Origin of the sequence: Acinetobacter sp. YH12068_T (assembly GCF_024606005.1) — a bacterium.
Taxonomy (GTDB): Bacteria; Pseudomonadota; Gammaproteobacteria; order Pseudomonadales; family Moraxellaceae; genus Acinetobacter; species Acinetobacter amyesii.
Window position 1 is genome coordinate 805,773 of record NZ_CP094555.1, and the last position, 25,963, is coordinate 831,735.

Annotated in this window: 17 protein-coding genes and 8 tRNA genes; 18 read left to right on the forward strand and 7 right to left on the reverse strand. The window is 41.0% G+C overall.

Features of this window, described 5'->3' with window-relative positions; translation table 11 throughout:
• Positions 1-9: 9 nt before the first annotated feature.
• The 3 genes from MST18_RS03930 to MST18_RS03940 all read left to right on the forward strand — a co-directional run bounded on the left by MST18_RS03930 (position 10) and on the right by MST18_RS03940 (position 7,233).
• Positions 10-2,085: a methyl-accepting chemotaxis protein gene (locus tag MST18_RS03930; RefSeq protein WP_078192256.1), complete on the forward strand. Its 2,076-nt coding sequence runs from the start codon at positions 10-12 to the stop codon at positions 2,083-2,085.
• Between the two features lie 162 nt (positions 2,086-2,247).
• Positions 2,248-6,762, forward strand: coding sequence for an Hpt domain-containing protein (locus MST18_RS03935; protein WP_180133515.1), 4,515 nt, complete (start codon positions 2,248-2,250; stop codon positions 6,760-6,762).
• Positions 6,763-6,765: 3 nt separating this feature from the next.
• The gene (locus MST18_RS03940; RefSeq protein ID WP_180133514.1) at positions 6,766-7,233 is read left to right on the forward strand and encodes a hypothetical protein; all 468 of its coding nucleotides are present in this window, start codon (positions 6,766-6,768) and stop codon (positions 7,231-7,233) included.
• A 69-nt stretch (positions 7,234-7,302) separates the two neighbouring features.
• On the opposite strand, the gene dapE is transcribed toward MST18_RS03940, so the two are convergent.
• The 3 genes from dapE to MST18_RS03955 form a co-directional block, all read right to left on the reverse strand.
• Positions 7,303-8,436, reverse strand: a complete 1,134-nt coding sequence (gene dapE, locus MST18_RS03945; protein ID WP_180023170.1) for a succinyl-diaminopimelate desuccinylase — start codon at positions 8,434-8,436, stop codon at positions 7,303-7,305.
• Positions 8,437-8,558: 122 nt separating this feature from the next.
• Positions 8,559-8,708, reverse strand: a complete 150-nt coding sequence (locus MST18_RS03950; RefSeq protein ID WP_078191053.1) for an entericidin A/B family lipoprotein — start codon at positions 8,706-8,708, stop codon at positions 8,559-8,561.
• Between the two features lie 154 nt (positions 8,709-8,862).
• Positions 8,863-9,726: a DUF1853 family protein gene (locus tag MST18_RS03955; protein WP_180133513.1), complete on the reverse strand. Its 864-nt coding sequence runs from the start codon at positions 9,724-9,726 to the stop codon at positions 8,863-8,865.
• 88 nt (positions 9,727-9,814) lie between these two features.
• On the opposite strand from MST18_RS03955, the gene MST18_RS03960 reads away from it, so the two are divergent.
• The 11 genes from MST18_RS03960 to MST18_RS04010 all read left to right on the forward strand — a co-directional run bounded on the left by MST18_RS03960 (position 9,815) and on the right by MST18_RS04010 (position 12,640).
• Positions 9,815-10,249 (forward strand): YbaN family protein, encoded by a 435-nt coding sequence (locus MST18_RS03960; RefSeq protein WP_180101808.1) that lies wholly within the window; start codon positions 9,815-9,817, stop codon positions 10,247-10,249.
• Positions 10,242-10,736 carry a cell wall-recycling L,D-carboxypeptidase ElsL gene (gene elsL, locus MST18_RS03965; protein WP_180101807.1) on the forward strand — a complete coding sequence of 165 codons (495 nt, stop codon included), beginning with the start codon at positions 10,242-10,244 and terminating at the stop codon, positions 10,734-10,736. The genes MST18_RS03960 and elsL overlap by 8 nt, the downstream gene beginning before the upstream one ends.
• A gap of 450 nt (positions 10,737-11,186) precedes the next feature.
• Positions 11,187-11,262 (forward strand) — tRNA-Val (locus MST18_RS03970).
• 29 nt (positions 11,263-11,291) lie between these two features.
• Positions 11,292-11,368, forward strand: a tRNA-Asp gene (locus MST18_RS03975).
• A 47-nt stretch (positions 11,369-11,415) separates the two neighbouring features.
• Positions 11,416-11,492 (forward strand) — tRNA-Asp (locus tag MST18_RS03980).
• 21 nt (positions 11,493-11,513) lie between these two features.
• Positions 11,514-11,589, forward strand: a tRNA-Val gene (locus MST18_RS03985).
• Positions 11,590-11,602: 13 nt separating this feature from the next.
• Positions 11,603-11,679: transfer RNA gene (locus MST18_RS03990), tRNA-Asp, on the forward strand.
• A 31-nt stretch (positions 11,680-11,710) separates the two neighbouring features.
• Positions 11,711-11,786: transfer RNA gene (locus tag MST18_RS03995), tRNA-Val, on the forward strand.
• Between the two features lie 44 nt (positions 11,787-11,830).
• Positions 11,831-11,907 (forward strand) — tRNA-Asp (locus MST18_RS04000).
• 98 nt (positions 11,908-12,005) lie between these two features.
• A tRNA-Val gene (locus MST18_RS04005) sits at positions 12,006-12,081 on the forward strand.
• Positions 12,082-12,178: 97 nt separating this feature from the next.
• Positions 12,179-12,640, forward strand: coding sequence for a DUF2750 domain-containing protein (locus MST18_RS04010; protein WP_180023173.1), 462 nt, complete (start codon positions 12,179-12,181; stop codon positions 12,638-12,640).
• A gap of 53 nt (positions 12,641-12,693) precedes the next feature.
• Here the strand turns inward: MST18_RS04010 and MST18_RS04015 are convergent, their stop codons facing one another.
• The 4 genes from MST18_RS04015 to yccS form a co-directional block, all read right to left on the reverse strand.
• Positions 12,694-13,464: a YdcF family protein gene (locus tag MST18_RS04015; protein ID WP_180101806.1), complete on the reverse strand. Its 771-nt coding sequence runs from the start codon at positions 13,462-13,464 to the stop codon at positions 12,694-12,696.
• Positions 13,465-13,569: 105 nt separating this feature from the next.
• On the reverse strand, positions 13,570-16,272 hold the full coding sequence (locus MST18_RS04020) for a sulfite reductase flavoprotein subunit alpha (RefSeq protein ID WP_180133512.1): 2,703 nt from the start codon (positions 16,270-16,272) through the stop codon (positions 13,570-13,572).
• A gap of 189 nt (positions 16,273-16,461) precedes the next feature.
• Positions 16,462-17,022, reverse strand: coding sequence for a YcxB family protein (locus MST18_RS04025; protein ID WP_078191438.1), 561 nt, complete (start codon positions 17,020-17,022; stop codon positions 16,462-16,464).
• Between the two features lie 85 nt (positions 17,023-17,107).
• On the reverse strand, positions 17,108-19,276 hold the full coding sequence (gene yccS, locus MST18_RS04030; protein ID WP_180034501.1) for a YccS family putative transporter: 2,169 nt from the start codon (positions 19,274-19,276) through the stop codon (positions 17,108-17,110).
• Positions 19,277-19,411: 135 nt separating this feature from the next.
• Here yccS and MST18_RS04035 point away from each other — a divergent pair, with 135 nt between their 5' ends.
• The 4 genes from MST18_RS04035 (at position 19,412) to MST18_RS04050 (ending at position 25,931) form a co-directional block, all read left to right on the forward strand.
• The gene (locus MST18_RS04035; protein ID WP_180133511.1) at positions 19,412-20,614 is read left to right on the forward strand and encodes a multidrug effflux MFS transporter; all 1,203 of its coding nucleotides are present in this window, start codon (positions 19,412-19,414) and stop codon (positions 20,612-20,614) included.
• Positions 20,615-21,257: 643 nt separating this feature from the next.
• Positions 21,258-22,523, forward strand: a complete 1,266-nt coding sequence (locus MST18_RS04040; RefSeq protein ID WP_180101803.1) for a DcaP family trimeric outer membrane transporter — start codon at positions 21,258-21,260, stop codon at positions 22,521-22,523.
• Between the two features lie 627 nt (positions 22,524-23,150).
• A complete protein-coding gene (gene gltS, locus MST18_RS04045) occupies positions 23,151-24,392 on the forward strand; it encodes a sodium/glutamate symporter (protein ID WP_180101802.1) in 1,242 nt (413 codons plus the stop codon).
• 63 nt (positions 24,393-24,455) lie between these two features.
• Positions 24,456-25,931 (forward strand): sodium:alanine symporter family protein, encoded by a 1,476-nt coding sequence (locus MST18_RS04050; RefSeq protein ID WP_180101801.1) that lies wholly within the window; start codon positions 24,456-24,458, stop codon positions 25,929-25,931.
• The last annotated feature ends 32 nt before the right edge of the window (positions 25,932-25,963 follow it).

Genomic DNA, 25,963 nt, shown 5'->3' on the forward strand with positions numbered 1-25,963 from the left:
AGAAGCTGAATGGGCTTTAAACTTAAAAAGAAAAATACGGGTGAAAGCACCAGTGGTCGTAAAGGCGGTAATGCTTTTCTGGCAAAACTGCAATCACAGACAGATCAATTATCTCGAGTTTTTGGTGATAGTGAAAAATCCAAACCATTTATTTATGGTGCGATTGGTTCATTAGTACTGGCAACGATTATTTTATTATACCTATTCTATAGCGTTCCTCGCGGTAACCAATTAACGCAAAGTTTGGGTGAACTCCGTCTTCTTTCGCAAACAATTTCGCGTCAAGCAACTGAGGCAACTGCATCAGGTACTGAAGATGCAATGAAAAAATTAATTGCCTCTCAAGATTCGTTCAAAGAAAACTTAGAAACTGTAAAAGACATTCATGCAAATACAGATGCGCTGAAATCTGTAGATACGCAGTGGGCTGAAGTTTCAAAAAGTATTGACTTGATTACTTCGCAACAAAAAATCATTAATAAATTATATGACACGAACATCGCGATTGGTGAAACCATTCCGGGGATTCAGGCGGAATATAACTTGATGGTCGACCAAATGGCACGTCAAGACATGCCTTCGAACCAGGTGGTGATTGCGAAAAACCAAGTATTCATTGCAGAACGTATTTTACGTTCGATCAGTTCGGTGCTTTCCGGTTCTGATAGTTCACGTGAGTCTGCAGATGACTTCAGTGCCGATACTGAAACCTTTGGTTTGTACTTAAATGCCCAATTGGATGGTAGTACAGAGCTTGGTGTACAACGTATTGAAAGCCCTGAATTACGTGAGTCACTTGAAGGCATTAAAGCTGAATATGACGATGTATTAAAATCAGCGGCTGCGACAATTTTGAAAAACTCAACGCAAATTGTGAACGTACGTAAAGCATCTTCACAAATTTTTGCTGAGTCAGACAAATTGTTGGACAACTTAAATCAATTGTCTTCTAGCACAGGCTTGAAAACCATTTTACCTGCGGTACTGTTGATTCTTGCTTTAACAGCCTTCTTGATCTGTGTGTTCAAACTTCTTTCTTTACGTGGTCAATCGGATAAATTCCGTGTAACCCGTCTTCAAGAAGAATATGACCGTAACCAGAACGCGATTTTACGTTTACTCGATGAAATTGCCGATCTTGCAGACGGTGACTTACGTTCGTATGCGACGGTATCTGAAGACTTTACGGGTGCGATTGCCGACTCGATTAACTTCGCAATCGACCAATTACGTGACCTTGTATCGCGTATTACAGAAACTTCTCAAGAAGTTGCGCAATATACGGCGAATACGCAGGGTATTACCAACCAGCTTGCAGAAGCATCTGAACATCAGGCGCAAGAAATTGCTGGTGCATCAGCCGCAATTAACGAAATGGCAATGTCGATTGACCAAGTATCTTCGAACGCTGAAGAATCAGCTGTTGTAGCAGAACGTTCTGTACAAATTGCTGCAAACGGTGCAGATGTCGTAAACCGTTCAATTGAAGGTATGGACACGATTCGTGAACAGATTCAGGAAACTTCAAAACGTATTAAACGTTTGGGTGAGTCTTCTCAAGAGATTGGTAACATTGTCGCACTGATTAACGATATTGCCGACCAAACAAACATCTTGGCATTAAACGCAGCAATTCAGGCGTCGATGGCGGGTGAAGCAGGTCGTGGTTTCGCCGTGGTAGCGGATGAGGTACAGCGTCTTGCGGAACGTTCAGCGTCTGCAACCAAACAGATTGAAGGCTTGGTAAAAACCATTCAAACGGATACCAACGAAGCCGTAATTTCAATGGAACAAACGACTTCGGAAGTTGTACGTGGTGCGAACTTGTCTAAGGATGCCGGCGTAGCACTGGATGAAATTCAGTCTGTATCGGGTAACTTGGCGAAACTGATTGCAAACATTTCGGATGCTGCAAAACTTCAGTCTGCTTCAGCAGGTCATATTGCGACAACGATGAACGTTGTACAAGAAATTACCTCGCAAACCACCAGTGCAACATTTGATACTGCACGTTCGGTATCTGAATTGGCGAACATGGCTGAATCATTACGTGAATCTGTATCTGACTTTAAACTCCCAGAGTAAGTCAGGCGCAAACCTGGAGTACCTTAGCTGCGGCTAGGGTACTCCACCGATTACAGATAACACATCGATAAGGTGAACTTAACGTCACAGTTAAGTCTTAGGTGATGGTTACAATTAAGTTTGAGCAACCTTCTTGGTGGCAAAACATAAGAAGCCTTAGCTATGAAAGAAATATTAAAAAATTTAGTTGAAACAACTACGCTTCCTGAAGATAGTTATCTTGATCAAGATGCAGAAATTTTAGAGATTTTTGTTGAAGAAATAGAAGAAATCTTTGAAGAACTGGCGGGTTTATTTACAACTTGGTTGGAAAATCCACAAGATAAAGACACTTTAACGACGATTCGTCGTCATTTCCATACTCTGAAAGGTTCAGGTCGTATGGTCGGGGCAAAATCGGCGGGTGAAACTGCATGGGCAGTTGAAGATACACTGAATCGTGTCATTGCGGGTTCAGTACAGTTAACGCCGACAGTTCAAAAGTTTGCACAAACAGTTTTAAATGTTTATCAATATAAGCTCTATCCACGGTTTAAAAATGTTGCCGAATTGGATGTAGACTTACGACCATTGGTTTTAATGGGGCAACAATTACAACAAAATATCAGCCTTGAGCCTGCACTCGAAGAATTATTAAAACTGGCAGATCAATTAAAATCTGAAGATGGTGTCACTGGTTTAGAACTGACTGATGTTGAAGCTACAGCACCTGTAGAAGTGCTTGAAAACACGATTGATGCGGTTGTTGAATCAGAACCTGCTCCTGAACAAGTGGATGCAGATGCATCACTAGTCGAAGAGACAGTGAGCATTTTTATTGAAGAAGCTGAAGAACATCTACAAACGATTGATCAGTTCCTTCAATCTGATGACAGTAAATCACAAGATTATAATGGTTTGATTCGCGCGCTACACACCTTGCGTGGTAGTTCGTCGATGGCGCAAATCGAAGAGATTTTTGAAGCCAGTTCAAAAGTTGAAAATTTATTCAAAACCTTATTGCAAGACGAAATCGTATCGAGCTCGAAAGAAACTGCTTTATTGATTCAATATGCTGAATTTGTTCGTGATTATTTACACTTGCTGCGTTCAGGAGATAAGGCAAATCTTGCATCTATTTATGAAACCTTCAAAGCTGCTTGGGATGATTATGGTTTTGCTAGCCAAGATCAATTGGCGCCTGAAGATAATCCACAAGGTTTGGTTTCTAAACTAATCGAATTAAATATTGATCAGTTATTGGATGCTGAATTTGAGTTTGATAAACGTGCCCTTGCTGAATTCCCAGACTATATTCAACAGCTCAGTCAACAAGCTTTAGAGTTGATCGAACATACGGATAATCGTGCGTCTGTTGGAATCCATGATTTCACAACTCAACTGCGTGCAGCGTATCAGTCTTTAGTTGAAAAGCCTAAATTACTCCATGCTGATTATGGCTATGAGTTATTTGCGCAAGCACATCAAGAGTTCATTCACTTATTTGACACTTTAGCTGCGGGTCAGCGTGTAGTGTTAAGTGAAGAGGTTCAGCGTTTCTTAAATGAGCTGACTGCATTTGTACAACAAGACATTGAAGCAGTTGCAGCGACGACAACACCAGAAGCCCATGTAGTTGCTGAACCTGTTGCCACAGTAGAAGATAAAGCCGCTGTTGCAAATACAACAGCAGTAGACTTTGCTCAATTAAGTCAGCGTATTCAACTTGATCATCAACAGATGCAAGCGGCGGATGCGAATAATGACTTTGATGAAGATCTTTTAGGGATCTTTATTGAAGAGGCTGAAGAATTATTGGTGGGGATTGACCAAGACCTTAGTACTTGGACGCACGATCAAACCAATACTTCAGCTTTGAATAATTTAATGCGCTATTTGCATACCCTAAAAGGTGGTGCAAATATGATTGCCGCGTCTCATGTGGGTTTAATTTCGCATGAATTGGAATCGATTTATGAGCGCATTATTCGTCAGCAAATTTCGATTACGCCTGCGTTAATTCAAATTATTCGTTTAGTGCAAGATGATATTTCAGATCGTATTCAAACCATTCGTGACCAAGGGATCGACTACCCTGCGAATAATGTGATCGATATTCTAAGGAATATTCAGTCAATTGTGGCAGGAGAGCGTTCAGAACCTGTTGCATTGGCTTCGGCTCCTATTTCAGCTGAAACTCTACAAGCTACAGTAGAGCCAGATGTGTCGGTGTCAGAGCCGATGGACGCTGCTGAAGACACTGCAGAAGCAGTGGTTGAAGCTCAAACGACTGCTCACACTGAGTCCGCTGTTGAACATCTTGAACATGCGGTTGCTGAACATGTTGAGCATCCAGATGATGATCTACGTTCGGTCATGGAAGAAACCTTCCTTGAAGAGTCTGAGGAAATTCTTGAACAAGCCGTTCAATTATTAAATCAATGGACTGAACAACGTAGTGACCGTAACGTATTGCTTCAATTACAACGTGCTGCCCACAGTATTAAGGGTGGTGCGCGTATGGTTGAAAATGAACCTGTTGCCGCAATTGCGTATCAACTTGAGACGACGTTTGAGCATTTTGCGGTTCATCATTTCAACTCAAATGCATATGACGGCTTACTCAAAACGACGTTGGCATGGTTAAAAGAAGCAATCTTCAACCATGACTATAGTAATTTTGACAGCATCAAATTGAGCTTAGAATCCATTCAGTATGTGGATGTTACGGTTCAATTGCCAAACCGTGTTGCAGAATTAGAACAAGGTATTGTCAGTAAAGGCTTTGAATTTATTCAAGGTGATGGTGTTGAACCGCCATCGATGTTGGGTGAGTGGACTGAAGCCAATTCTTCTGATAACAGTAATGAGATGATTCGTATCTCGGCTGATCTCGTCGAGAAGATGATTGACTTATCAGGCGAGAACTCGATTAACCGTTCACGTATTGAAATGGACTTAGGTCAGCTAGGCAATACCTTGAATGAAATGGAGTTAGCAATTAAGCGACTTGCTGACCAGTTACGTCGAATGGATGGTGAGCTTGAGTCACAAATTATTGCCAAACATGGTTCTGAAAATTCACGCTATTCGGATTTTGACCCATTGGAGATGGACCAATATTCATCGATTAACCAATTGTCAAAATCTCTAGCCGAATCTGCGTCGGATTTGGTTGACTTCAAGAGTACTTTGGCAGAAAAAATCCGTGATGCGGAAGGTCTGTTATTACAACAATCACGTATTCAGTCAGAAATTCAAGAGAGTCTAATGCGTACCCGTTTGGTACCATTTGATCGTTTATTACCACGTTTACAACGTATTGTGCGTCAAACTTCTTCGACTTTGAACCGTCCTGCGGAATTGATTGTTCAAAATACTGAAGGTGAATTAGACCGCACGATCTTAGAGCGTTTGGTGACACCATTTGAACATATGCTGCGTAATGCGGTCGACCATGGTTTAGAAGATACTGCTGACCGTTTGGCTTTGAAAAAGCCAGAAGTAGGTAGCATCGTCTTGAACATTAGTCGTCAGGGTACTGATGTACTGGTGTCTTTCAGTGATGATGGTAAAGGGATTGATGAAACCAAAATTAAAGACAAAGCCTTAAAACTTGGTTTAATCAAAGCGGATCAGTTCCTCGATAAACAAGAAATCTTGCAATTGATCTTCCATCCAGGTTTCTCAACGGCACAAGCGGTAACGCAAATTTCGGGTCGTGGTGTTGGTCTGGATGTGGTGCAAAGTGAAATTAAAGCTTTGGGGGGTCATGTTTCCGTTGAGTCTGAGTTAGGTAAAGGGACGACCTTTACCATTCGTGTACCAACCACAGTAGCGGTCAGCGATGCCTTGATGGTGAAAGCGGGCGATCAGCAATATGCGATTTCATTAGCGCAAATTGAACGTATTGTCCGTATTGCACCTACGGCACTCGAAACTTACTTCAATAGTAAGGATGACGTGTTTAAAATTGACAACACCAATTACAAACTACGTTATCTATCAGAGTTTGTGGGTAATCAGCCAATTCCACGTTTAAATAATGTCGGCCATTCATTGCCTGTACTACTAATTAAAGGCAACAGTGGTCAAACCATTGCTTTATTGGTCGATCAGCTGGTGGGTTCACGTTCTCAAATCGTGGTGAAACCAATTGGTCAACAATTTACCAGTGTAGCCGCGATTGCAGGTGCCACGATTCTAGGTGATGGTCATGTATGTTTGATTTTGGATGGGCAAAATATTGCACGTCAAATTCAAACTACGCAGCGTGTTAAACATTCAGCTGAACAGCGTGATTTGGGCCGTCAAGCCAATGCGCGTCGTTTAGTGATGATTGTCGATGACTCGGTAACTGTACGTAAAGTGACTTCACGCTTACTTGAACGTCAAGGTTATGACATTGTGACAGCGAAAGATGGTGTGGATGCAATTGAACAGCTTGAAAATGTCCGTCCAGACTTGATGCTACTCGATATTGAAATGCCACGTATGGATGGTTTCGAAGTGACAAACTTAGTCCGTCACCATGACATTCACCGTGACTTGCCAATCATTATGATTACATCGCGTACTGGTGAAAAACATCGTGAGCGTGCATTTAGCTTAGGTGTGACTCACTATATGGGTAAACCGTTCCAAGAAGCTGAATTGCTTGCCAATATTGAAGCGTTAATTGCAGAAAAGCAGGGGTAATCTATGAGCCAAAATACTGTTTCTCAGGTTGTCAGCGATAAAATTGATCAGCAGGAACTGCAACATCTCATTACGGTTTCTACCGGTTTTATCGATGCGTATATCATTAATTGTCATGGTAAAGAGCCAATGTTGTTGCCACAAAATATTGTGCTTTCAGCGCTCGATAGTGCAACCAAGGTTCCTTTTGTTGAATGGCATGAATTGAAATTGCCTGTTTTCTCGGTCAATGATCCTGCAAAAAATCAGGGCGTGGCTTTGGTGATTGAAGGCGATGATGTTGGACAGCGTTTTGCACTGATGTGTAATGAAATGCCGAAAACCATTCGTCTGCGTATTTCTGAAGTGGTTGATGAAGAAAAAGCCGTGAAAGACGCCAATATTTTCCAATATGTACGCATGGCCGATCAGGTATTTCATATTCCAAATTTAGCCAATATTCAAAACAGCATTGGGCTTCAAGCGGCTTAGTATTTGTAAAAGCGAGATATAAAAAAGGAACTCTATGGAGTTCCTTTTTTATATCTTTGCGGGAAATTCTTAAGCCAAAAGATTTTCTAAAATCTTTTCGTAAATTTCAGAAAGCGGCTCTAGTTCTGCTACATTGACGTGTTCGTTGATTTGGTGAATCGTGGCATTTAAAACACCCAGTTCAAGCACCTGCGCACCTGTAGGCGCAATGAATCGACCATCAGAAGTACCACCACTGGTCGAAAGTTCAGTTTCAGTCCCAGTAACATCTCGAATGGCATCACGTGCGGCATTTACTAACTCACCTACTGGGGTTAGGAATGGCAGACCAGATAACGTCCAAGAGATGTCATATTCAACGCCATGACGATCTAAAATTTCCAAAGTACGTGCTTTGAGTTCATCTGCTGTTACTTCTGTTGAATAACGGAAGTTAAACAGTAGATTCATCGTGCCCGGAACAACGTTGGTTGCACCTGTGCCGGCATTAATATTGGAAATTTGGAACGACGTTGCAGGGAAGTATTCGTTGCCATTATCCCACACGGTATCGCAAAGCTCGGCCAATGCTTTTGAAGCAGTATGGATTGGATTGATTGCTAGATGTGGGTAAGCAACGTGCCCTTGTTTACCCTTAACTGTTAAATTGGCATTTAGCGAACCACGACGACCATTTTTAACAATATCACCGAGTGTGTTGGTGCTAGATGGTTCACCTACCAAACACCACGTCATTTTTTCATTACGCGCTTCTAAAGTTTCAACAACTTTGACTGTCCCGTTGATCGAAGGACCTTCTTCGTCAGAGGTAATGAGAAAAGCAATAGAACCTTTATGATTTGGATGCTTCGCAACAAAACGTTCTGAAGCCACAACCATAGCTGCCAACGCAGTTTTCATATCTGCGCTGCCACGACCATACAGTTTACCGTCGCGAATTTCAGGAAGAAATGGGTCAGAACCCCATGCATCCAAGTTACCCGTAGGTACTACATCAGTATGACCTGCAAAGCAAAATACTGGTGCTTCAGTCCCTTTACGTGCCCAAAGATTATCTACATCATCAAAACGCATATTTTCAATGTTAAAGCCAATCTTGGCTAAACGTTCCGCCATAATGTTCTGGCAGGTATGGTCAATCGGTGTTACCGAAGGTTGGCGCAGTAATTCTAGGCTGAGATCAAGAGTTGCTGTTGAGGTCATGCTAAATACAGAAGTCAAAAATGTCGCAATATAATAGGCGAATCGACAAGCGAAGGGAAATTTAGACGTGAAAAAACCCTATTTAAAAAATAGGGCTCTTTTATAAATTCTTGGGAAAGAAATTAATTGCGGCGAATTTCTTCCGAAGTTTTCTCAGCAGTATTGGTTACAGCATCTCCAGCTTTAGATACGTCTTTACCAACACCTTTTACTGTATTACAGCCTGTCAGTACGAAAGCAACCATAAGTGATGCAGCTAAAATTTTTTTCATTGAATGTAATCTCCATTATGAAAGAATAATTTTTAGAAGACTAAATTATTCTGTTGTGAGATTTAGATTAAAAAATAGCCGTATCAAACAGTAGGTGGTTTTTACGGTGGTTGAGTAAATAAATGTAAATTTCTACTAAATGGGGCATTGGGTCTTAAATCGTTTGCGGCAAGATCAAGCGTGGCTGTCTATACATATAATAGCTTTCATCACTGTCTTTTTTATATAAACCATCTGTCCACCAATGTGCGGTTGTACTTGTCGGTTGCTGCTGCACGCAAATCCATTCATGTCGTTGTAGGCGATAGTAACCTTGACTTTTTGAGGGAATGATATGTCCCCATTGACCTATTCTACGCGCAGGATTGACCCAGTTTGGCAATGTGTTGGTACTCTGAATAGGTAAATATAATTGACCCTTTAAAACGCAATAGCGTTGTTGAATCTGTTGCCCAAGTGCTTCATCAAATTGGAATTGTTTTTGGGTAAAATGATTAAGCTTTCGAGCCAAAGTATCACTACGATTTAAGCCATACCAATAGGGTAATTGAAAATCGCGCTCTGCTAGATAGTATTTTAAAGCCACTTCCCAATGTTCAACTTCACCACTTTCAGTATTTTTTAAAACAAAGTCGAGTTCACCTACTGTACGAGGGCCGTCAATTTTTTGAATGTTATGTCCGAGTAACTGGTAGGGATGGTATGGGTGATCGAGAAGCCAAAACCATATAAACATTTCGAAACGTAAACCAAGGCGAGTACTTTTTAATTTTTGTAAAAATTCTACTAATTCACTTGGGTGTTGTTCGAGTTGTTTTAAACGGGGAAGGTAGGCTTCAAAATATTTATGCCAAAGCTCGTTTGGATGAAAATGAAAGGGATAACGGATTTTGAGTTCATTGGGAATTTGCTGCAGAATATTTGGGCTAGCAATACAGAAAGCCAATTGGCGAACTAAGGGCTGTTTAAATTGCAACCATGGCTCAAAATAAGACGACGTTGTCGGGGTTACAGCCATATTGAAACCTTTCGAATAATGCAGAATAACAACGGATAATTGTTAAAAACATCTTATACTACCTGAATTGAAAGTTCAGGGTAGCGGTATGAAGACGTTGTTTTGGCGAAGCTTAGTGGTTGTCTTTGTCATTTTAGGCTTTATAGGGGCTTTATTGCCGGGAATGCCCACGACAGTCTTCTTAATATTAGCGGCATGGGCAGCTTCAAAAGGCTGGCCACAAATGGATGCTTGGTTATTGAATCATCCTAAATATGGGCCAACCTTACGCGCTTGGCGCGAAAATGGCACAGTCCCACGCAAAGCAAAATGGTTTGCATCGATCATGATGTTTGTGAGTGGTCTGATTATGCTTTTTACTTCTGCACCGATTGCCGTCAAGATTTTCACTGACTTAACCATGTTGATTGTTGGCATTTGGTTATGGACACGACCAGAGCCAAATAAGATTAGGACTATTGAAACATCGCCGCAGACTAAACAAGAAGATAAAGATAAGCAGAAAGAGCAAAAGCATGTCTAAATATACCCAAGATCAAGCAGATATCCTGATTAACTTGAAAGATCAAACATTAACTTTGCCGAAGCTAAATAAGTTTTACCCCATTTCATCGGGTAAAAATGGCATTGGTGAACAGGAAAATAGTGGTAAGACCCCACGAGGTTGGCATCAAGTCGCTGAAAAGTTTGGTGGACAACAACCTCAAAATGCAGTTTTTAAAGCACGTCAGTGGACCGGAGAGGTTTACGACGAGCAACTTGCTGCATCACACCCTGATCGGGATTGGATTTTATCTCGAATATTATGGCTCAGTGGTTTAGAACCCGGCTTTAATGCAGGTGAGGGCTGTGATACTTATCAACGTTATATTTATATTCATGGCACACCAGATCGCGAGCCTATGGGGATACCGATGTCACATGGTTGTATTCGCATGCGAAACAGCGATGTTGTAGAACTTTATCAATTGATTCCATTAAATGCGCTGGTTTACATCACTGAACATTGAACACGTCGTTAAAAGTACAAGCCATGAAAACCGAAGTTCATGGCATCAAAACAAAGATTTGAAAAATTAAAGTGAGTTTGAAAGGCGTTTTTTTGTCAGGACTAATGCTCGCAAGCTAACAGAAAATCGTGTTTGAATGTATTTTGTACACTGTGGTGTTTTAGAATGTAGTGTATGTGATGAATTAATCGTCGGTTCGCTGAATGATTAGTTATGAGTCCACGCGAAAAACTGTTTTTTATGTGAATGATGCAGAATATAAGTCATATTTTTAGTAATAAATTTACAGGTTTATAGCTAAAAAATGTTCAAAAATACTGATTTTTCCGCAATATAACTTATTTTTTAATCACTCAAACAGAAAAAGTGGAAAAGAGTTAGAAAAGCGTTTGACAGACCGTGAGGATTCTCTATAATGCACCTCATCAAACGATGAACATGTTTTGAAAAGGGCGCTTAGCTCAGTTGGTAGAGCGTCTGCCTTACAAGCAGAATGTCGGCGGTTCGATCCCGTCAGCGCCCACCAAACTTTTTCAGTGTTAAGATATTTAGAGTGCAGCGGTAGTTCAGTTGGTTAGAATACCGGCCTGTCACGCCGGGGGTCGCGGGTTCGAGTCCCGTCCGCTGCGCCACTTTAAATCTTAATTCGTTTGAACCACAATAGCGACATTGTGTAAGTGCAGCGGTAGTTCAGTTGGTTAGAATACCGGCCTGTCACGCCGGGGGTCGCGGGTTCGAGTCCCGTCCGCTGCGCCATTTACATGATAGACCTTTTGAGGGCGCTTAGCTCAGTTGGTAGAGCGTCTGCCTTACAAGCAGAATGTCGGCGGTTCGATCCCGTCAGCGCCCACCATATTTTTTGCGATGCAGCGGTAGTTCAGTTGGTTAGAATACCGGCCTGTCACGCCGGGGGTCGCGGGTTCGAGTCCCGTCCGCTGCGCCATTACAAAGAATATAATTGTTGTACCCTTTAAGGGCGCTTAGCTCAGTTGGTAGAGCGTCTGCCTTACAAGCAGAATGTCGGCGGTTCGATCCCGTCAGCGCCCACCATATCTTTTAAGATATAGGTTGTGTTTCGAAAGAAACTACGTGATGCAGCGGTAGTTCAGTTGGTTAGAATACCGGCCTGTCACGCCGGGGGTCGCGGGTTCGAGTCCCGTCCGCTGCGCCATTTATCTTAAAAATCTCTGTTCAAGAGAATGCCTTTAGAAAAATCTTTGATTTTTCTCTTGCGCTCAGACAAAGCTTCGCTTTGTTACTCTTCGCTCAGGGCGCTTAGCTCAGTTGGTAGAGCGTCTGCCTTACAAGCAGAATGTCGGCGGTTCGATCCCGTCAGCGCCCACCATATTCTTTTATAGAATCTTCTTTCCCCAAAAGCTTGCCTAAATTTTCTGATTTACATAGAATCCGCTCTATAATAATTTTAATATTGTATGTGATCTATGAGAAATCCATATCAGCGCAAGGCAGCGTCTAAAACTCAAACTACAAATTACAATCCTCAAGAAACCTATAAACAATTTATTGAAAATATGGTCGCTCAAGGTGGCGTGATTGCGTTATATCAAGATGGTTGGGCACTTTGTGCGACACCTACAGGTCAGCGTTCCTTCGCCATTTGGCAAAATCGTGGTTTGGCACGTTTATTAATTAAAGACAATTGGTCCAATTATGAAATTCAGGAAATTTCATTAAAAGACTTTATCGAAAAAGTCATTCCGTTTTTACGCAGCGAGAGCACTACGGTATCTTTAGATTTGACCCCAGAAGGGCAAAATATTTTGGTTGCGCCTGAAAAGATGCTGTTAGATATTAAAAATTATTTATATCAAGTCTATCAACAGCGCCCAGAAATCTTTGAAAACCTTAAAATTCCTTTGCCACGTAACATTCGTTTAAATTAATGGTTTATTCACAGCATAAAAAGCCCTTGTTTACTGATCAAACAAGGGCTTTTTTAATATTCATTGAGTACAAAACCGCTCAAAAAGGCAAAATATTCACGTAACCAAGAGTTGTAGCGGATGTACAGCGGTGTAGGCGCTGCAATGGTATACACCTGTGTATAGCCTAACTTTTGTGCAATTGCTTTTGCACGTGGAAGGTGAAAGTCACTACTGGCAATTGCAATGGGGGCATCAAGCGAAATTTGATGTTGTTTTAAAATCATTTTACTGTTGATCAGGTTGAGCTCTGTACTGGTACTTTTGCTTTCTTCATATAGACGTGCCGCTGAAATGTCATAGTGTTGAAGTAAATAGCGCTTCATGACAGAGGATTCGGTCATTTTTTCATTAAAGCCTAAACCACCCGTCATGATCATAATAGTATTGGGTTGTTGCAAGGCATACGGTGCTGCGGCATCGAGACGCGCCTTTAAGGTCGGAGAGGGTTGACCATTTTCAATACCACTACCCAAAACGATGATGGCTTGGACGGAAGTAAATGGCTTGGATTGCTGGCTATTGAAGTGTAAATACGCAAAAAACAGTAAAAGGCTCAATAGCCAAAGCCAAAACAACCACCATGTAGCACGCCAGAGCCTTTTGAGTTTAGGGTATTGATCTAAAATATTGTGGATTTGCGTCGAAAATAGTCCGGATAAAAGAAAAATACACCCAATGACTAAGGGTAAAAGGATGCCTAAATGAATTTTATCTAATGTAAGCAACCAAATGGCATCTACACAGAGCAGCAAACCTACACAAAGCAGTAGTATTCTTTTCATGCAAAAAATTAAAGCAGTATCCGTATTTGGCCCAAGTATAGCGTGAAAAAAACCAGACACGAGGTCTGGTTTTGAGTTCGGACTATTTATTGGAAAACATCTTACTTAGTAAACATCACGACGGTAACGCCCAGCTTGACGCAGTTCAGCAACAACATCTTCACCTAGTATATCAATCAATGCGTGGTCAACGTCCGTTGCCATACCATTGATACTACCGCAGACGTAAATCACGGCACCTTGTTCTACCCATGATTTTAATAAGGTCGATTGGTCACGTAGCTCATGATGCACATAGCGTTTCTCCATTTGATCACGAGAGAAGGTGAGGTCTATGCGTTGTACTAAGCCTGTGTTTTGCCATGCTTCAATGATGTCTTGATAAAAGAAATCATGTGCGCGTTGGCGCTCACCAAAAATCAGCCAGTTTTGCGTATAGTCTTGACGAACTCGTGTATGTAACAGGCTGAGTAAACCAGCAATACCTGTACCGTTACCAATACAAATCACAGGACGATTATCTGCAATCAGATGGAATGATTCATTGGTACGAATACGCAGTTGTAGTGTGCTATTGATCGCAGCATGTTGTGTTAACCAACCAGAGCCTAAACCAAGCTCACCATCCGCATTGGATTGCTGACGCACCACTAAGCGTAATACTTGCTGACTTGGAATACTGGCAATCGAGTATTCACGAGTTGGAAGCGGTGGAAGCTGTTCAAGCAAATGATCAAGGTTGGCAAATGGTTCGACATCCGTATTTAGGTTACGATCCCATAATGCATCTTCAATGCGTTGCTGAGTAGAATCAACCACTTGCTGACTCTGAATCTGGTACTTTTGCATGAAGTTTGCAATACGTTCAGCACTATTACCCGGCTGAATCTCTGCAATATCACCCGCTTGCCAGTTGGCTTCATGTTGAGGTTTTAACTCAATATTAAATGCAGGTGCACCTAAACTGTTCGGGTTGAGTAGATCACGTTTGGTCAATGTCCATGCATCAAAAGTTTTTTCAATTTGCATGTGCTGAAGTTCAAGTTTAGTCGCTTTGGCTAAAGCACTATTCCATGCTTGAATGGCTTGGGTGTCGCCATTATTGACTTCAATCGTGTTAAACAGGGGCTTCGCAGCATTACTCTGCATCCAACGATGAATCGCATGACCAAAGCTACAGAAAGTATCAGGATATTCTTTAGAACCTAAAGCTAATACGGCAAACTGAACATGACTCAAATCGAGGCCTTGTGCCATCAGTTTACGTTCAAAGCTTGAAGCAAGGTCAGGTGCTTCCCCAGTGCCATAGGTACTTGCAACAAATAAAACCTGAGCGGCTTGCGTTAAGTCATCTGCTGAAAGTTGCTGAACAGCTTTCACTGTGACAGGCTGACGAGCCTCTTGTAAGCTTGTTGCTGTACGCCATGCCAATTGTTCAGACTGACCTGTTTGTGATGCATAGCAAATTAACCAAGGCTGTGCATTTGGGTCGATGGTAACTGGTGCTAAGCTTTGACGGGCTTGCTGTGTCAGTTTTTTCTGTTTACGACGTTTGAGATAGAGCATCCATCCTGTGACAAAGAACAGCGGCATCATGAGGGATGCAATAACCACAAAGAACTGATAAATCGGTCCGAAGAAACTACCGCGATGTACAGGCAACATGCTGGTCATGATTTTTTCATTTAGCTTTTTATCTTCGTATAACTCGATATTGGTGAGAGCAGACGTTTTGTAGTTATAAGTCGCTTTGTTGCGAGCACGTTCATGTTGAGGGACGGCATCCACAAAGTTAATTTCTAATTCACCATTGGCTTTTTTCGGAATATTAAAAGTGACACTTGAGTATTCACGACCAATATTTTGATTAAAGCCATTCCAACTTTGCGTAAGGGCAATATTCACTTGTTCTGGTTTTAGACCACGTTTTTCTCCGCGACCTTCAGCACCATGTTTATTTTCTTGAGCGCCGTGTTCAGAGGGACTCGACGTTGTAGGGTTTCTTTCAGAACGTGCTTGGTGTTCGCCATGAGTTTGTTTTGCCTCAGTGGCTTGTTTTTCACCACCTTGCTTTGCACCCGCCTGTTCAGCAGGTTGTCCATTCGGTTTTGGACCTTCTTGTAACTGGGGCTGTGGACGTTCAACGCCCATGACTTTAAACATGCCATTACGCCACCAGTCATAAGACCAGTACAGGCCTGTACATGCCAACATGAGATAGAAAATAATCACCCATGTGCCGACGACAGCATGTAGATCCCATAGGAAATTACGACCTTTAAGCTTTGGTTTTACTGCAAGCCATTGTTTAACAGAATGTCTTTTGGGCCAACGCAGATATAAACCACTCAATACAAAATAAATCAGCATGAGTGTACATGCGCCGGTAATTTGTTTACCAACAGGGCCAACAGTTAAATTACGGTGTAGCTGCTGTACAAACTGGAAGAATTTTTGACCTTTGATTTCAGGTAAAACTTCGGCTGTATAGGGGTTAACCATCATGTTATAGCCACGACGAGCACCTTCTTTGACAATATTCACGGTACTTGAGGCGGTAGCATCTGAGGCAATAGAGATGCTGTTAATTTTCATGTCAGGATCAGACTGACTAAAGTGCTGATAAAGCTCAGCAGGGGTTAGTTTAGGTTGCTGTTGAGCCTGAACCACATAACTGTCCTGATTGATTGCTTTAAGTATTTGCTGTTCATAGGAATAAATGGCACCTGTAACCCCCATGAGCGAGAGTATTAAGCCGGCACTAATCCCCAAGAACCAGTGAATCTGGAAAAGGGTTTTCTTAAACATGATGGATTTAATATTGATAAAAGGTTGCTGAATTGCGACGAATTATAAACGATGATGTAGTAGAGAATGTGGAAAAAGTAAGTAATATTCATTCTCATTATTGTAATTATCAATAATTATTCAAAAATTAAACAGATAAAAAAACCTCCAAAAAGCGGAGGTTTTTTTATACATAAATGTCTGTTTAGCTTAAATTGCTTTAGCAGGGCCTACAGTTTCATTTAAATGTTTACGAATGGTCGAAAATGGAAACTTCTTGCTATCCATACGTTTAGGCAAGATGTATGCGCCGTCTTGACCCTTTACTTTAAAGTTCAAAAGGATGAAGTCTTTGGTGTCATACCATTCATGAATGTCTTTCCAACCGACAGTCATCGTCCCCATGTTTGCACCCATACGTTGCTGCATAGAGATCCCATGCGGCTGAACACCCATACGGATGCCTTTAATTTCTTGTACAGGGACTTCGTTCAGTTTGCGTTTCGCATACCATTCGATACCGAATTTACGCACAAGGAAGTAAATCACGACACAGACAATAGCTACCCAGCAAAATACTGTTGAATAGTTCTTAATAAAGATGAGGCCCAAGAGTGCCAGTGCAAGAATTGCACCCATAATTAGCCATGCTTTTTTGCCAATTTTGAAGTTACTGCGAGACAGAACAAGTTGAGCATAACGTTGTTCTTCTTCAGAAATTTCATAAGCCACTGGCTCTAGCGTGTAGGCGTATAAATTTTTTGCGGTCATAGTGAAAGTAACAGATTTAAAACTGTAAAAAGTTTAGCATTATTTATACCAATTCAGTGAGTATATTGTTCCAAAATCATCCAAATTATAGCGAAGCCAGTTCAGTCGATGCCTGATCATGCTCATGACTGAGATTTTGTTTCAATTGGCTAAATTGGTTCAACACGTTAAACATCAAAGAAAGCTGTTGTAGCACAATTAAGGCTTTCTGATCTTCCTCACTGTTTTGTGACAAACGCTGACGGATTTCTTGCAACATATTTTGCGCAGATAAGTCTGGAACTTCGTCACGTAGCAATGCACCTTGAATGTCATCCGCAGCTTTATCCAATAAGGCTAAGACCTGTTGGTCTTGAATTTTTTCACGATGCGCACCTAAGGCCGCGATATAACTAATAAAGGTATGATTGAGGCACAAAAACTCAAAGGCTAAAGCTTTTTGAGTCGGATCGGTATCGGGTTCGGTGGCTAAGGTGGAAATCAGTGAAGCTACTTCTGCATCGGTATTATGGGCTGCACGACGGACCACACGATAATTCAACCCGTTATTACGACCAGATTTGTATTGTTCAACCACTTCGGCCAAATAATCACACTGCGCTTGAATAGAACGGCTGATGGTCCGAGGCAGGCGACGGAATTTCCAATCTGGGAAAATGAAACTCACACCAAACCATGCCAAGGCACAACCAATGAGCGTATCAATCATACGCGGCATAGCTGCAGCAAAACCCATGCCATCTAAGTTAAAGTTGATCAGCGCCAAAATGGTAATAAATGCAGTGGCTTGTGCATATTGCTTACTACGTAATTCAAAAAACAGCACGCCACTTAAAATGAGTAGCAGTAACTGACCTTCGACAGAAGGAACAAAATATAAAATCGCATAACCTAAAATAATTCCGACCAAGGTGCCAATGATACGTAAATAGAGGCGGCGCTTGGTGGCGTTAAAGTTTGGCTGGCTGACAAACAGGGCAGTCAATAAAATCCAATAGCCATAACTGATATTGGTCACTTGGACAAAAATATAACCAATAAATAAGACAGTCGATAAACGCACAGCATGACGGAACAGCACCGATTCAGGGCTCAAATGTTGTTTGAATCGAATGACGATGTCGTCCCAACCTTTTAAATCATCATCTTTTAAACGATTTTCAATCAGGGCTTGTCGGTCAATATAACGCTCGGTTTCGACATTACGTAATTGCGCATCGATGCCTTTTAGGTTTTGGTATAAAGCAAATAAAGAGTTGATCCAGACCTCATCGTATTTTTGCTCTTCACGCAGCTTTTCGAGTGACAGTTTTAGATTGTGGAACGCATGTTTAAAACGTTGATTATGATGATAGGGTTTTCGCTGTAAGATGCTGATACTTAAATCTTTACAGGCTTTGCCTTGAATCGAAAGCACACGTTGAAAGCGAAATAAAATATCACTATGTTCAAAAATACGGGTCAATTTTTGATAATCAATATGCGCGGAATCGGCACGTTCATGAATGTCTTGCGCGACAAAATAATATTGCAGGCTACGACGCGTATCTTTTTGTCCACGGTCGCCTTTTAAACGCGTTAATAAGGCCGTTTTCATATCGTTGAAAATGCCAATTAATTTGCCATTTTCTAGCGATAGCTCAATCAAACTTTGCTGATAACTTTCTGGTGTCATATCGACATCAAACAAGTTAGATTTTGCAAATAAGAAGTCACCTAGAGACGAATAGCTTTGGGCCAATTTGTCCTGAACTTGACGCACAGGAAACAGCAGAAAGCTCAAAGTCGAAAGCAGTCCGTACCACATCGCACCGATGACCAATAAACCTGCTTGTGTATACCAATTTTCAAAAAGTTCAACCCCAAGCATGGAATACACGGAGATCACCAAACAGCCATAAGAAATGGTGGCGTAGCGACGACCCAATGAACCCAAAAGAATCCAACCGATACAAGACACAATCAGGCCCAATGCAAATAAGATCGGATGCGGGAACAACAGATAAATGGATACCGCAGTAACAAAGAACCCGATATAGGTATAAATTTGATTGAGCACACGGACTGAAAAGCGGTCATCGATATCACTCAGACCTGCGGCCACCACACCCAAAGTGAGGGGAATGGTCATTAATTGCTGATCTAAAAAATATGGGACAAAGGCTGTTCCTGCGAAGGCAATGACCATGCGCAAGTTATACATAAAGGTCGTGTTATAGGTTGCTTGTTTCAGTCGTGCGAGCCAGGCGTTCAAAATTTTTCCTTTGCTAAAGCGATGGGGCAGTAAGCAATGTGTATCGTGTGAATTTTCACATTGAAGCCAAGAAATAATACTATGTGCAGTGTAAACTTGTCTGCAAAACTTGCTTGCGATAAATGAATTATTCTTATGAAAAGCGTCGAATCACAAAAGGAATTTTCTCAACGCTGGATCGTCTTGTTGGCATTGCTGACTGCTTTAGGGCCACTTTCAATCGATATGTATTTGCCGGCTTTACCTCAAATGGCCGACGATTTTGGTGTCACAACCCAACAAGTGGCCAATAGTCTTCCAGCGTATTTCTTGGGTTTGGCGATTGGGCAGTTAATTTATGGGCCAGTCAGCGACCGTATTGGGCGTAAAACACCGCTATATTTCGGTTTGGTTTTATATATTTGTGCCGGTTTTCTGTGTGTCTTTGCCAATAGTGAATGGAGTTTGATCGCTGCTCGTGTTTTGCAAGCGTTGGGTGGCTGTGTCGGTGTAGTGATTGCCCGTGCTGCAATTCGTGATCGCTTAAGTATGCAAGCTTCTGCTCAAGCGTTTGCCAGCATGATGATCGTGACAACAATTGCACCAATCATTGCACCTACTTTAGGCGCGTGGGTGTTACAGGTGTTTGAATGGCAATACATCTTTGCGGTATTAGTGCTTGTCGGTATTTTTTGTCTTTTCTGCGTACATTTTTTCTTTCAAGAAACCCTACCTGTTGAGCGGCGCTTAAAATTAAGTTTGAAACAAGTCTTAGGCTTATATAGTGCCATTTTGCAGGATGCAAGTTTCCGCAAACCGATGCTCACAGGCTGTTTTTCTGGCGCGATTTTATTTTGTTATATCAGTGGCTCATCTGCCATTTTAATGGATGGTTATGGTCTGAGCCAACAGCAATTTGCTTATGTATTTGGTGCGAATGCTTTAGGGATTATGGTGTTTTCGACCCTCAATAAGAAACTTGCAAATCGACTGGATGTTCTCCATCGATTGCACTTGGGTAATGCACTTCAATTGTGTGGTGTGCTGATCTTATTGGCGGCAGGATTATTTAATCTTCCCTCTATCATTGTTGTAATGTTGGGCATGTTCTTATGTGTTGCATCAATTGGCTTCACTGGGCCAAATGCCATGGCTTTGGCGATGTCTGAACAAGGCTCACGAGCTGGCACAGCCAGTGCAATCATGGGAAGTATGCAATTTGCCTGTGGTCTATTGGCTGGAGTGTTTTTGAACTTTTTAGTATGGTCAGCGCTGATCAATATGGCCCTGATTATGTTGCTGTTTGTGGTTATTGCAATGTTCACCATGCGTAGTTTAAAAGCTTCAGCCATGGGGTGAACTGAATGAGGGTGATGACGTTTAGCTGCTTTTGTTTATACGTCAGTCATCAATGTACGTGTATTATTGATCAAATATTCACGTCATTCATTATAAATGTTCATCATCCATAACTATGAATGATTGTGCTATTTTCCCATTGTGAGGTCAGTTTCTATTTTCTCGAAACTTATATCTAAGAAATCATCCACTTGAAAATAATTAATGAAACTGCGCATCATTGTTGTCCTAATCTAACGAAATAGAATAATTGTTAAATAAGTATTATTTGCATTAAATACATTACATTATGCTGGATAAATACATTGTGAATGTCTCTATCGGTAATATGTCGGATTTTATCATTTTTATTGCATACCTACAGGGTATGGATTTTTACCTTTAAGGTATGAATATTAAGATTTTTTGCCATCTGAATCGGCTAAGTCCGAATTTTAACTAAATATTTCAGTCTATTTTCAGTGATGGATTCAGCGGTTTTGCTTTTTGCTTTCAAGTATTTCGTTATTGGGGGCTGCAAGTTGGGGCTTTAATGCGACTAAAGCACGGATATGCAGCTTTAAATTTGTCCGCTCAAATAGCTGAATAACAAAGCACCCGGATTTAGGGTATACAACAATGACAGGACAATAGAGAGCTTAGGATGAAAACTCAAACTGTATTCCACCCAATGAAAACCCTTGTTGTTGCCATGAGTTTGGCAACGGTCTCAATGACTCATGCAGGCAGCAATACTTCTGAAATTGAACAATTACGTGCAGAAGTTGCAGAACTGAAAAGTTTGATTAAAGCGCAGCAGCAAGTTCAACAACAGCAACAAACAGAGATTCAGCAAGTTAAAGCGCGTCCTGTTGCACCGCCACCAGCTACCCCAGCTGCAAGCTTAAAATCTAAAACAGGTGCAGATGTAAGTCTTTACGGTTTTGTTCGTGGTGATGCGAACTATATTATTGAAGGTGCGGATAACGACTTTAACAACGTACATACGTCTAAAGAAGAAGCACGAGATAAACTTCGCGCAACTGCAAAAACCACACGTTTTGGTTTAGATTTTACAGCACCCGTCGGTGGTGATGATAAAGTGGGCGGTAAAATCGAGGTCGATTTCAATGGAAGTGGCGAAACTATTCGTCTACGTCATGGTTATTTAACCTTTAACAACTGGTTATTTGGTCAGACCACATCAAACTTCTTGTCTAGCCATGCACCAGAAATGATTGATTTTGCTACTAACGTGGGCGGTGGTACAACTCGTTTGCCACAAGTGCGTTACAACGTAAAACTTGCACCGCAAACACAATTATTTGTAGCTGCTGAAGAAGGTGATAGTAAGGCAACAGCTGCGGGTGATCTTTCTTACCGCGTACCAAATATCACTGCAAAATTGACCCAGGGCTTTGCTGATGGCAAAGGTACAGCATCTGCACGTGCATTAGTCGAAAATTATAAATCGAAAGCTGCAGATGATACTGAAACAGGTTTTGGTATTGCAGCTGGCGCAAGCTATGCAGTAACTGATCAGTTGAAATTGAACGGTGACGTTTCATATGCTGAAGGTAACAGCAACTACTTATATGGCGCAAACAGTGCTTATTCTGTAGTTGACGGCAATATTGAACAAAATAAGTTTACTGCGGTGCAAGTAGGCGCCACTTATAAGTTCAATGAAAAACTACGTTCAACTTTAGCGTACGGCGCATTGTTTGCTGATGATGGCAGTGCATATGCAAATGATGAGGATAACGAGAACGCAAACGAAGAAGTTCAACAAGCGTGGATTAACTTTATCTATGCACCAGTTAAGCCAGTTGAATTAGGTGTTGAATATATCAACGGTAAGCGTAAAGCATTTGATGGTAACTCGTACAATGATAACCGTGTAGGCTTAATGGCTAAATATAGCTTCTAAGCTCAAACTACTGATCTAATCAATCAAAAAAGCCTGACTCAGTTCAGGCTTTTTTGTTGAAACAGGAGATTTTTCAACGCAAATTAACCCATAGCACTAAGCAGATGGAATCACTAAATCGCCTGAGTCATGATGTCGTACTGGTTAAAGCATTCATTTAATCACGTCCTACATGGCATCATGTTCAAATCTTTAATATTTTATATAGATAAAAAATGCGAATACATTTTAGTAAAAACAAACAGATATAACTTTAAATTATAGCAAATAAAACTTTTTGTAATTAAAATTAATGAAATTTCTCTGTTCTCCACGCATAATGTGCGACTTTTCTAATCAGCATTTGATTTTATGTATTTCATCTATGATGTGAATATTGTAGTAAGTGTTGGTTTAGTAAGCATGAACTGCTTTTATGGATTTGTTTTGTCGAATTGAGTTTTCACTTCTTTTAACTCAGGCATACATATTTGAATCAGATGATGAATATTTATGATTGGCAATGAATAGCTGGTAGCCTGATTTATTAGTTAAATTTACAAATTGGAATTGTATTTTAATTAATAAACGCTACTAATTTCTATTAATTGGACTAATAAATATTCTAACCATTTTGGACAAATTATTATGGAATTTAGCTTTAACGCATTTTATACCTTAATTGCGGCGGTGTTCGTTCTTTTATTAGGACGTTTTCTGGTAAATAAAATCAGTTTTTTGAGGCGTTACAATATTCCTGAGCCCGTAGCTGGTGGTTTGGTTGCTGCAATAATTTCATTGGTTGTACATAGCATTTGGGGTTATAGCATTACTACGAGTAGTGAATTACAAACCAGTTTTATGCTGATTTTCTTCGCATCCATTGGTTTAAGCGCAAACTTTGCCAAATTGAAAGAAGGAGGAATTGGTCTTGTTATTTTTCTGGTAGCCGTTGCTTCTTTCATTGTTGTGCAGGATGTCGTTGGTATCAGTCTTGCCACTTTATTGGGTATTGATCCACTGATTGGTTTGATTGCAGGTTCAATTACGTTGACAGGTGGTCATGGTACAGCTGGTGCATGGGGTGAAATTCTTGAAGTTGAACACGGTATACAAGGTGCATTAGCTTTAGGTATGGCAAGTGCAACTTTTGGTTTAATCATTGGTGGTATTATTGGTGGCCCATTAGCTAAGTTGCTAATTAATCGTTATCGCCTAGCAACTCCGCGCACGAATGAGCAAATTGAGCGTAGTGATAACACACCACTAGCTGATATTAATTCAACAGAATATGTACCTTTTGAATATCCACATCGTGTTCGTTTAATTACCGCAGATAATGCAATTACGACTTTGGGCTTATTTGCTGGCTGTTTAGCATTTGCTGATTTTATGACGGCTTTCAGTAAAGGTACGATGTTTGAATTACCGACATTTGTATGGGCTTTAGCTGGTGGTGTCATTTTACGTAATGTATTAGAAGGTATTTTCCGCGTACAAATATTTGATCGTGCAATTGATGTATTTGGTAATGCTTCATTATCACTGTACTTAGCAATGGCACTATTATCGTTGAAACTATGGCAGCTATCAGATCTTGCAGGACCATTAGTTGTGATTTTGGGAGCCCAAACATTAACAATGGCACTATATGCTGCGTTTATCACTTTCCGTGTAATGGGCAAAAATTATGATGCTGCGGTTTTAGCGGCGGGTCATTGTGGTTTTGGTATGGGGGCAACACCTACCGCAGTTGCAAATATGCAAGCCATTACCAATATGTATGGTCCATCTCATAAGGCTTTCCTAATCGTTCCTTTATGTGGCGCATTTTTTGTTGATTTGATTAACGCAACAGTTATTCAATTAATTCTTAAATTCTTTGCTTAATTTAGAAAGGCTCTTCAGAAAAGAGCTTTTCATACTTTTGACCATTTAAAACTAGGGTTGAATATGAATGAACAATTAAATGAAACCCTGTTGGGGTGGATTAAAGTTTTTAATGACCCACTTTGGGATTTCCTTGTTGTCTTCTTGGTTGCTGTTGGTATTTTTTATACTGTAGTAACAGGTGCAGTCCAGATTCGCCTATTCATTCACAGTATGAAAGTGATGAAATCTAGCCGAAAGGAAGGTGATGATGATCATGGTATTACACCATTTCAGGCTTTTGTAACTGGTCTAGCAAGTCGTGTCGGTGTGGGTAATGTGGCCGGTGTTGCAATTGCAATCGCTATTGGTGGGCCTGGTGCAGTCTTTTGGATGTGGATGACGGCATTTTTAGGGATGAGTTCTGCATTTGTTGAATCTTCTTTGGCTCAACTTTTTAAAGTACGGGATACGCAAAATCAGCAATTCCGCGGTGGACCAGCTTATTACATTACCCAAGGCTTAAACCAAAAATGGTTGGGTGTAGTATTTGCGATTGCGCTGATTTCAACCTATGGCTTTGTGTTTAATGCAGTACAAGCCAATGCCATTACGGGTGCAACTTCACATGCTTGGGGTTGGGATAAAGCCAATCTAGTATTGAGTTTGGGCAGTTTTAGTTTTGAAATTTCATGGGTAGGGTTATTCCTTGTCTTTATAACAGCGCTGATTATTTTTGGTGGTATTAAGCGTATTGCAAAAGTGGCAGAACGTTTTGTTCCATTTATGGCATTACTTTATTTGGCAGTCGCGCTCTATATCGCTTTTGCTAACTTTGCGATCTTGCCTGATATCTTCCAGTTAATATTCAGCAAAGCATTTGAGTTTGATGCTGCGGCTGGTGGTTTCTTCGGTGCTATGGTTTCTATGGCGATGATGCAAGGCATTAAGCGTGGATTATTCTCAAACGAAGCGGGTATGGGTTCTGCTCCGAATGCTGCGGCAGCATCAGATGTTAAACACCCGGTCAATCAAGGCCTAGTTCAGATGCTCGGTGTCTTTGTCGATACATTTGTGGTGTGTACCTGTACGGCGATCATTATTTTGGCATCTGGCTTGTATGAAAATGCAGGCTTTGAGGGTGTTGCTTTGACGCAAATGGCGCTTGAAAGCCAGATTGGCGCATGGGGAGATGACTTCCTTGCCATAATCTTGTTCTTATTCGCTTATTCTTCAGTAATCGGTAACTATGCTTATGCTGAAGGTAATGTGCAGTTTATCAATAACAATCCTAAGGTCATGTTTATATTCCGCGTAGTCGTCCTCATGATGGTGTACTTTGGCTCAATCATGAGTGTGCCACTGATTTGGAACTTAGCGGATCTCTTCATGGGCGTGATGGCGAGTATTAACCTCTTTGCGATTTTATTGCTGACGCCATTCTTATTGATGCTGATGAAAGACTACACCTCACAGTTAAAACGGGGTGTAAAAGAGCCAGTATTTAAAATGGATGAACATCCAAAATATAAGGATCGCGTTAATTCCGATATTTGGTAAAGTCAAAAATTAACTTTAAAAAGCTCCGTTAT

Bases quoted from the DNA above. Each gene is read 5' to 3' on its own strand.
- MST18_RS03930 (WP_078192256.1), top strand. From the start codon at position 10: ATGGGCTTTAAACTTAAAAAGAAAAATACGGGTGAAAGCACCAGTGGT.
- MST18_RS03935 (WP_180133515.1), top strand. From the start codon at position 2,248: ATGAAAGAAATATTAAAAAATTTAGTTGAAACAACTACGCTTCCTGAA.
- MST18_RS03940 (WP_180133514.1), top strand. From the start codon at position 6,766: ATGAGCCAAAATACTGTTTCTCAGGTTGTCAGCGATAAAATTGATCAG.
- dapE (WP_180023170.1), bottom strand. From the start codon at position 8,436: ATGACCTCAACAGCAACTCTTGATCTCAGCCTAGAATTACTGCGCCAA.
- MST18_RS03950 (WP_078191053.1), bottom strand. From the start codon at position 8,708: ATGAAAAAAATTTTAGCTGCATCACTTATGGTTGCTTTCGTACTGACA.
- MST18_RS03955 (WP_180133513.1), bottom strand. From the start codon at position 9,726: ATGGCTGTAACCCCGACAACGTCGTCTTATTTTGAGCCATGGTTGCAA.
- MST18_RS03960 (WP_180101808.1), top strand. From the start codon at position 9,815: ATGAAGACGTTGTTTTGGCGAAGCTTAGTGGTTGTCTTTGTCATTTTA.
- elsL (WP_180101807.1), top strand. From the start codon at position 10,242: ATGTCTAAATATACCCAAGATCAAGCAGATATCCTGATTAACTTGAAA.
- MST18_RS04010 (WP_180023173.1), top strand. From the start codon at position 12,179: ATGAGAAATCCATATCAGCGCAAGGCAGCGTCTAAAACTCAAACTACA.
- MST18_RS04015 (WP_180101806.1), bottom strand. From the start codon at position 13,464: ATGAAAAGAATACTACTGCTTTGTGTAGGTTTGCTGCTCTGTGTAGAT.
- MST18_RS04020 (WP_180133512.1), bottom strand. From the start codon at position 16,272: ATGTTTAAGAAAACCCTTTTCCAGATTCACTGGTTCTTGGGGATTAGT.
- MST18_RS04025 (WP_078191438.1), bottom strand. From the start codon at position 17,022: ATGACCGCAAAAAATTTATACGCCTACACGCTAGAGCCAGTGGCTTAT.
- MST18_RS04035 (WP_180133511.1), top strand. From the start codon at position 19,412: ATGAAAAGCGTCGAATCACAAAAGGAATTTTCTCAACGCTGGATCGTC.
- MST18_RS04040 (WP_180101803.1), top strand. From the start codon at position 21,258: ATGAAAACTCAAACTGTATTCCACCCAATGAAAACCCTTGTTGTTGCC.
- gltS (WP_180101802.1), top strand. From the start codon at position 23,151: ATGGAATTTAGCTTTAACGCATTTTATACCTTAATTGCGGCGGTGTTC.
- MST18_RS04050 (WP_180101801.1), top strand. From the start codon at position 24,456: ATGAATGAACAATTAAATGAAACCCTGTTGGGGTGGATTAAAGTTTTT.